General features: G+C 33.8%; 8 protein-coding genes. All 8 read right to left on the reverse strand.

Features of this window, described 5'->3' with window-relative positions:
- Positions 1-410 (reverse strand): redox-sensing transcriptional repressor Rex (locus tag AA81_RS02385; protein WP_146050328.1); only part of this gene is annotated, 410 nt, incomplete at its 3' end.
- A gap of 86 nt (positions 411-496) precedes the next feature.
- Positions 497-2,983, reverse strand: a complete 2,487-nt coding sequence (leuS, locus tag AA81_RS02390; RefSeq protein WP_103898076.1) for a leucine--tRNA ligase — start codon at positions 2,981-2,983, stop codon at positions 497-499.
- A 56-nt stretch (positions 2,984-3,039) separates the two neighbouring features.
- On the reverse strand, positions 3,040-3,651 hold the full coding sequence (locus AA81_RS02395; RefSeq protein WP_103078549.1) for a hypothetical protein: 612 nt from the start codon (positions 3,649-3,651) through the stop codon (positions 3,040-3,042).
- Positions 3,641-4,279, reverse strand: coding sequence for a sigma-70 family RNA polymerase sigma factor (locus AA81_RS02400; RefSeq protein WP_103078550.1), 639 nt, complete (start codon positions 4,277-4,279; stop codon positions 3,641-3,643). The genes AA81_RS02395 and AA81_RS02400 overlap by 11 nt, the downstream gene beginning before the upstream one ends.
- 190 nt (positions 4,280-4,469) lie before the next feature.
- Entirely contained in the window at positions 4,470-5,681 is a 1,212-nt protein-coding gene (locus AA81_RS02405) for a hypothetical protein (protein WP_103898077.1), read from the reverse strand.
- A gap of 14 nt (positions 5,682-5,695) precedes the next feature.
- On the reverse strand, positions 5,696-6,790 hold the full coding sequence (locus AA81_RS02410; RefSeq protein ID WP_103078552.1) for a hypothetical protein: 1,095 nt from the start codon (positions 6,788-6,790) through the stop codon (positions 5,696-5,698).
- Positions 6,791-7,170: 380 nt separating this feature from the next.
- Positions 7,171-7,911, reverse strand: coding sequence for a pseudouridine synthase (locus AA81_RS02415; protein WP_211286436.1), 741 nt, complete (start codon positions 7,909-7,911; stop codon positions 7,171-7,173).
- Complete coding sequence (locus AA81_RS02420) at positions 7,871-8,407, reverse strand: SMC-Scp complex subunit ScpB (protein ID WP_103078553.1); 537 nt, start codon at positions 8,405-8,407, stop codon at positions 7,871-7,873. The genes AA81_RS02415 and AA81_RS02420 overlap by 41 nt, the downstream gene beginning before the upstream one ends.
- Positions 8,408-8,470: the final 63 nt, after the last annotated feature.

Genomic DNA, 8,470 nt, shown 5'->3' on the forward strand with positions numbered 1-8,470 from the left:
TCTTTAATATGTTTTATTGGAATACCAGGTAACAAAATAGAATTAATTTTTCTTTTGTCTACATCATAGGCCGCAACTATTTTAAACTTGTATTTTTCTAATTCGGGATAATGAGAAATAGCCCTGCCAAGGTTTCCCACCCCTATAATTGCAACATTCCAAACTCTTTCTGTTCCTAAAATCTTATGAATCTTTAAACACAGATTTTCAACATCGTATCCTACGCCCCTCTTTCCAAACTCACCAAAATAAGACAAATCTTTTCTAACTTGAGAAGCCTTTATATTAAGGGCTTCAGCAATCTCATGAGAAGAGGTCTTTGGTATTCCTTCATCTCGTAACTCTCTTAAAAATCTGTTGTACATAGCTAATCTTTTTATTGTAGGTTTAGGTACTTTTGGTGATTTCATATTTATGAAAAAGTTCTCACCAACGCATTAATAACTAGTTCTTATAATGTGGTGAAAAACTTTTTTCACCTCCTATTTGTTATTTCTTATTTGACCACTATGTTTATAATCTTTTTTGGAACATAAATGATCTTTTGTATCTTTTTACCTGATATATATTTTTGAACTTTATCATCTTCTAAAGCATAACTTTTTACTTCATCTTCGTTTAAATTAACATCAACCGTTATCTGAGCTCTCAATTTCCCATTTATTTGTACAGCTATAGTAATTTCATCTGCTTTTAAAGCATCTTTATCGATCTTTGGCCAACTTGCTTTAAATATTAACCTATCTTTTCCAAAATTCTCCCATAATTCTTCGCTTATATGAGGTGCAATAGGAGATAACATCAATACAAAATCTTCAGAAAATTCTCTTAGTAAGTTGAGGTTCCAATCTTTTTCGTCCGTGTTATTTAGATATGAGTTTAATTCATTCAAAAGCTCCATAAGGGAACTTACTGCAGTGTTAAATTGAAAATTGCCTTCTATATCGTTTGATATTTTCTCAATAGTTTGGTGCAACTTTCTTCTTAAATCCTTTTCCTGTTTATTTTTCAAAAGATAATTCGAGTTATTTTCAAGATGAATTATCTTGTCCTGTATTTTCATGTACGTATTCCAAACCTTATTCAAGAATCTATATGTCCCTTCTATGCCTGAATCATTCCATTCTGCATCCCTTTCGGGAGGAGCCATAAAAAGAATGTAAGTTCTTAAAGCATCAGTGCCATATTTTTCGATCATTTCTTCAGGAGACACAACGTTACCTTTTGATTTAGACATCTTAGCCCCGTTCCTGTATATCATACCTTGAGTGAAAAGATTTTTGAAGGGCTCATCAAAGTTGACATACCCAAGATCTTTTAACACTTTGGTTATGAACCTTGAATAAAGTAAGTGTAATATTGCATGTTCGACTCCACCTATATACTGATCTACAGGTAACCAATTGTTTACATCTTCCTTATTGAAAGGTTTGTCTTCCAGCTTTGGATTCACATATCTCAAATAATACCATGAGCTATCCACAAAGGTATCCATTGTATCAACTTCTCTTTTAGCTTTCCCACCACATTTTGGACATGTTGTTTCTTTAAAATCCGGATGATCGATCAAAGGGCTTTTGCCAGTGGGTTCAAATTCAACATCCCTAGGAAGTTTTACGGGCAAATCCTTTTCAGGCACAGGAACAACCCCACATTTTTCACAATATACAATGGGAATCGGAGCTCCCCAATACCTTTGCCTTGATATAAGCCAATCTCTCAATTTGTACTGGGTGACAACTTTTCCAATCTTTTTATATTCTAACCATTGAGAGATTTTCTTAATTGCTGTCTGGTTGTTTAAACCTGTAAATTCTCCGGAATTTATCAAAACTCCTTCACCAACGTAGGCTTTTTCTAGAATTTCTTCAGTCAACTCGTCATCTTCAGGCGTAATAACAACTCTTATGGGAAGATCGTATTTTTTCGCGAATTCAAAGTCTCTTTGATCATGTGCAGGAACAGCCATAATCGCTCCAGTACCATATTCATACAAAATATAGTTCGCTACGTAAACAGGAATCTTTTCTCCATTCACAGGATTTATTGCGTAACTTCCGGTGAAAACACCTTCCTTTTCAGCTCCCTCAGCGGTTCTTTTAAACCTATCTTGCAAACTTACTCTTTGCAAAAATTTATTGACCTTTTCAGTATTTTCTGAAGTTGTCAATTCTTCCACAAGTGGTGATTCAGGAGCTAATGCCATAAAGGTAACTCCCCACAAGGTATCCGGTCTGGTTGTAAAAACTCTCAAGCTTCCTTTTCTGTTATCAAGCTTAAATTCTACTTCGGCTCCTACACTTTTTCCTATCCAATTTTTCTGCATTGTTTTGACATTCTCTGGCCATCCGTTCAGATTGTCTAAATCATTTAGCAGCTTGTCGGCGTAGTCAGTTATTTTGAAATACCATTGCTCTAAGTGTTTGATTTCCACATTGGTCCCACATCTTTCACATCTTCCGTTAACAACTTGCTCATTAGCAAGAACAGTCTTGCAGTTTGGACACCAATTCACAGGTGCTTTTTTCTTGTAAGCTAAGCCATTTTTATACAATTGTAAGAAAATCCATTGTGTCCATTTGTAGTAATCTTCTTTACACGTTACAACTTCTCTATCCCAATTATAACTAATACCTAACTTTTTAATTTGATTTCTGATGATATTAATGTTTTGCATGGTCCAATCTTCTGGATGAATGTTTCCCTTCTCTATCGCGGCATTTTCCGCAGGCAGCCCAAACGCATCAAAACCAAATGGATGCAAGACGCTATACCCTCTCATCCTCTTGTAACGAGCTATAACGTCACCAATAACATAGTTTTTTACATGACCAACATGTAGCGTCCCCGAAGGGTAAGGAAACATTACCAAATCATAATATTTTTTATGGTACTCTTCATTCAGAACTTTAAAAGCCTCTTTTTCTTCCCAATTCTTTTGCCATTTTTTCTCTATCTCTTGTGGATTGTAAGTTTTTTCCATCTATAGTCATTCCTCCATTGTTATGATTACTCTATTGTTAATTATACCACAATTGACTATTTTCCTGTAACCGTTGGAATATAGAGGTTTAAATCTTTCATTATGTTCGAAATGTCTTTGTCGGGATGTTTGATAAGTCTGTATTGACCAGGTTCTTTTATTAGAAAAAAAGTATTTTCAGCAACTCCACTCTTAAATGAGGCGTTAAAAGGAAGCGTGTAGGTATATTGAGTTTCAATGGAAGGCTCTTTAAAAAAGTAAAATTTGTATGGATTCAATCCTGGCTTTAAATTTCCTTGGAAGATGTATCTACCTTCTGGATTTCTAAACGCCACCCATACATCTGAGGAACCTATAATATATATCTGAATGTAACCGGCATCTGATGGTTCATCTAAATTAGTGATAATTTTATCCAGATCGTTTAGATTTTTTTCTAAAAAATTGTTTGAAACTATGAATTTTTCAACCACACCATCTGGCTCAAAATATTTATTGAGATTAGTGATCTCTTTTTCTTGAGCCTCCAATTTTTCATTCACTGTTGAATTTAATCGATTGAATTGACTTTGCAGATCCTTCCTAAGTTCTATTACCCTAATCTCTGTGACAATGGATAAAACTATTGCTACTAAACTTACCACAAAGATAGTTATCTTAAATCTCATACTTACCTCCAAACATCTCCACTATATTATTGTATTCATCTATATTTCTTGCGAAAACTTTTTTTATCTTTTGGATGGTATTATCGACCTTTTTTGTATTTATTTCCATTTTATTCCCAATTTCTTGATATGAGTATCCATCTATCCATAATTCAACAATTTCCCTTTCGTTGCATTCGAGTTGTTCAAGACTCTTTGATAAAAAATATTCCTTGAGAAAATCCTTCTTTTCAGTATCAACGCTTTCTATATAATAATCGGCATTTTCTGTAAATTCGTCGTCTGTATTTTCCATACTTACAGCTTCTGTTAAAACTTTATGCTTATTTCTATTCAAGTAAGTGACAAAAGACTTGATCTCCGAAGAGATATTCATATAGGCAAAGCTTGAAAATTTAGCGTTTGCATCTTTTCTGAAATTATATACCGCTTGAATTAAACCCACCAAACCTATTTGTAAAAAATCTTCGAATTCCAGCCATGTACCATAATATTTCCCAACAATAGATTTCACCATAGGTTCAAACTTTTCAAGAATTATGCCTAGGGCTTGGTTGTCCCCTATTTGTGCAAGTTCTATAAGTTTATCCAGATTCATTCCCCTTAGCCTATAGATATGCCTACTCATATTGCTCCTCACAGTTACTAGATATTTACTATCTTTAGACAATCTGAAAGATTTATAGATAGAGTCCTTTTGCTTAGTACATTACAAAATTCAACTCTATTGATTCTTTTCTATTATACTACATTCAACAAAATACTTTCAAAAAAAGGGCGCTAAGCGCCCTTTTTTATGATTGTCTAAATCATTGTTTTTAAAACCCTATGGCAAAACTTGATTTGAATGTAAACCCGTTCAAATCAAAAATTTTTTCAAGATTCTTTGCCGTAAGGGATAACTCCGTTCTACTTTCAATAATTCTGCTATCTATTCCAAAACCTAAGAATGTGCTCCAATAATCGCGATAATTTTCAATACCAACTGTCAACGGTATAAAATTGAAAAGAGAAGTTTTAGCTTGTACACCCCAGTCGATCTTTTGAGTATCCACATAGAATTCCCCATATGGAATGATATCAAGTAAAACTACCGGTATCCTAAAAAATCCGGTAACACTCATTGGATAAGCATATGTTTCATTTACAGATTCAACTTCCATGGGTGTTGAACTACTGGAATCTTCACCAAAAATACTAATCGTTTCTTGATAAGGAATCTTGTAAGAAACCTTTGCAGGTTTAACCGTTATGTTTTTTACCGCGATTCCCACAACAGGATTTTTAATCTCACCAAAGGTTACACCTGCATCTATGGAATGTCCTGCATCGGTTAAAAATTTATCTGTTACGGAGTTAATGGATATATTTTCAAGCTCATCACTATCAAATGGAGAGTACAAATCAACGTTCATGTTCAACTCAGCCGTTGTTGTTCCTTCATCTGTATCTGTAGAAAATTCGTATTCAATATTTGATTCCTCGGTATAGACTATGGGCAAGAACAAGTTGTAAACTAATCCAACTGACATACCATCAAAATTATAAGAAGCGTACGCACCTGCTTTAAAAGATGTATCCAAATTTAACGACATCGTACCTTCGTTGGTTGTATCTATTTCGTTACCATTGGCGATAAGATCTATCAAATCGTTTGGTACCGTTAAATCACTTTTTAAATCACCATTGAGTACAACCCCAAGACCCAGATCAAAGATATTTACTACTAAGTGCCCTTCAACGTTATCTTTTGTTATAAAAGATAAAGGTTCTCCATCTAAATAGGTATATAAATCGTCGAAATTAATAGTAAACTTTGTAGCGGTCAATATGGGTAAAAGGTCTGCTATTTTGTAAGCGTTTTGATAAACCATTATATCGGGAGAAAGCTCGATTTCAAAATAATTTCTTTTACCTATTGATTCTAACAAAAGCGGATTCAAACTACTATCAAAAGATCTCAATCCTTCTGAAAAAATGATCAAAGAAACCGAAGAAACTATTAGCAATATTATAAACAATTTTTTCATAGTCATCCCCTCCTTTATTGTGCCCTTAAAGTAATTGGTATTGTTAAGTCTGTATCAAGATCCAACCAAAGGCTAAGATCTAAACTACCATCCATATTCAATGAATACGTTGATGAGGGCAGTTTTACTGTGAATACCAAATTGAAAGGAACCGTATCTTTCATATCTTCGATAAGGTCTGTTAAAACAAATGCAACAGTTTTATCTTCACCAACCGTTATTACTTCTGTTTTAACTCCTGAGGCAGTAGGTCCGTCGTTTTCAACATCCCACCCTTGAACTTCCATCTTTAAGGGCAATCCTGTCGTGTTGTCGTAATTCATGTGAAGCTTCAATGATTCTATTCCATCGAGTATATCACTCAAATCATCAGAATCTTCACCAGATCTACCAAAGATATCCTCATCGCCTACTTCATCTTTATTTGTGAATAATTCGACATCTTCGGTTATCGTGAATTCAAAAGGGATATCTACTAACAATTTTATCGTTGGAGAAGCATCCGCTGCAAGTGATGAAGTAAATGTGATGGTCATCTCATCTAAATATACATTAGAATACTCATTAAACAAAGGACCTAAGTCAAATTCCTCTCCAGAAGAGATAAGAGTTGAAGTACTAGATGTAGTCAAAGTTGCTTCTATTGTTACATCGGATGGATCATCAATTCCTATTACTACAAGAGTTGCCGGAAGACTTGTAAGACTAATTTCTCCCAAAGATCCAAAAGTTGTACCGCCAAGAGATACCAGCGTTAAAGAAGCATCAGATGTAACTAAATCGTAAGATGCAACGGGAACGTCACTAAAATTACTTTGAGAACCTGGGATCTTATCCAAAATTTCTTGTCCATCGAATATTTTCAAATCTACCCCATAAGTCAAGGGATTAGTAGATTTGTGTGTGACGGTGGCATCGGAACCAAAACTATCTTCTAAACTACTTACAATATCTTCAGTATCCACTAAATCGGACATTGTAATACTTTCTGTTGCAATAGGTGCTTGAATAGTTGGATCCGTTTTTAACTCGATCTCTTCAAGTGCACAGGATGTGAACAGAAACATGCTTACAACTAACAAAAAAAATACATAATAAAACCTTTTCATTTTTCTCACCCCCAAATTTATTTTTTTACTACCTTTAGAAACTTTAAAACCTGTGTTAGCACTCTTTCATCCTACAGCTAACCAGAAAGTGCCTGTGTTTTTTGAAAACTTCAAAATACTCTTATTTAATTATATTATCAAATTATACCATATTTTCCCCCAAATTAGTTTTTTTGAAAACTTTTAAAATTAAATTGATAATACTTTCTTTCCAAATAACAAGAAAATGCAAAATAATTTAATTTTTTTGAATACGAGCCTTAATAATAATTAGCTATAATAAAAATACCCATCCCCCCGAAACATCATGATTGATATTTCGGCCCATCCAATGAGGACGCTTTTGCGTCCTCATTGTTTTATTCCCCCCATTTATTTGCCTATGAAAAGTTCGATAAAAGTCTATTTCTTACTTCTTCTCTACCACCCAAGTATTTTATATCCCCAGGCTCAGGGACTTCTTCTATACTCCATGGCCCAAATTTGATTCTTTTCAATTCTATAACTTTATAACCTAAAGCTTTTATCATGAGTTTTATCTGCCTTTTTTTACCTTCGTTTAAACTGATTTGTAAAAGGGATAGATCTTTTTCTTTTTTCAAAATTTTCACCTTGGATTTCATCGTTTTATATCCGGTTTCAAGTGTGATACCTTCTTCCAAAGTCTGCAATTCCTTTTTTGAAGGCGTACCTTTCACCAATACTTCATAAACTTTAGTGACCTTATTTTCAGGCCTTAACAAATAATTGGCTAAATCACCATCGTTTGTCAGAAGCAAAAGGCCGCTTGAATCGTAGTCAAGCCTGCCTACATAAAAAACTCTTTCTTCAATCTTTCCTTTTAGCAAATCATTTATTGTCTTTCTACCGTATTGGTCTTTGAAGGTACACAAGACTCCTTTGGGTTTGTTTAAAAGGTAATAAACTTTGTTTTCAGCTTTCTTTTGTAGCTCGGAAAGATAATATTTTTTATTGTTAAATTCTATGAAATCATTTTCTTTTATTTCATACCACGGTTCTTTAACCAATTTACCGTTGACTTTCACGCCTTTAGTCAATATGTACTCTGAGGACTGCCTTCTACTCAGAGATATTGTTTGAAGAGCCTTTTGTAGCTTCATTCTTTTTCATTTCCTCCAACTTTTTCAACGTTTTATCCGGTAAGAATTCGTAAAATTTTTCGGTAAGATGGTAGTATGTATGGTTTTTCTTTTTACTTTTTTTAACTAGATCGTATTCCATTAATTTTTTTAGCTGATAGTAACTATTTTTGCCTCTGATTTTTTCTATCTCGACAACCCTGCTATCTCCATTCATAAATAGTATCGCTAATACTTCGAATTGAGTTTGTGTTAACTCAAATTTTCGAGGATTTGGAAATATCATAGATTTTATTTCTGGCTTTATTTCAAATCTGTATTTGTTCCCGTTTCTTACCAATTCCACACCGTGTTGGTCACCGATATAATGTAATTCTATTTCTTCTATGTAATGCCTCAATTCTTCTTCTTTTATCTTTAAACGTTTGGAGATCTCTTTGAAAGATATACCGTTGGGCTTTGAGAATACTAATGCCTCTATCATTCGAATTTCTACATCTATTTTGTCTTTAGCCATTCAAATCACTTCCGAGATTTTGCAGGTTAAGTTTAATAAACAAACCTTTTTCATATTTGAAAA

This window comes from Petrotoga halophila DSM 16923 (assembly GCF_002924615.1).

What these genes read in the sequence shown, in the direction of transcription:
- AA81_RS02420 (WP_103078553.1), bottom strand. Translation starts at nt 8,407, where the DNA reads ATGGCTAAAGACAAAATAGATGTAGAAATTCGAATGATAGAGGCATTA.
- leuS (WP_103898076.1), bottom strand. Translation starts at nt 2,983, where the DNA reads ATGGAAAAAACTTACAATCCACAAGAGATAGAGAAAAAATGGCAAAAG.
- AA81_RS02400 (WP_103078550.1), bottom strand. Translation starts at nt 4,279, where the DNA reads ATGAGTAGGCATATCTATAGGCTAAGGGGAATGAATCTGGATAAACTT.
- AA81_RS02405 (WP_103898077.1), bottom strand. Translation starts at nt 5,681, where the DNA reads ATGAAAAAATTGTTTATAATATTGCTAATAGTTTCTTCGGTTTCTTTG.
- AA81_RS02395 (WP_103078549.1), bottom strand. Translation starts at nt 3,651, where the DNA reads ATGAGATTTAAGATAACTATCTTTGTGGTAAGTTTAGTAGCAATAGTT.
- AA81_RS02415 (WP_211286436.1), bottom strand. Translation starts at nt 7,911, where the DNA reads ATGAAGCTACAAAAGGCTCTTCAAACAATATCTCTGAGTAGAAGGCAG.
- AA81_RS02410 (WP_103078552.1), bottom strand. Translation starts at nt 6,790, where the DNA reads ATGAAAAGGTTTTATTATGTATTTTTTTTGTTAGTTGTAAGCATGTTT.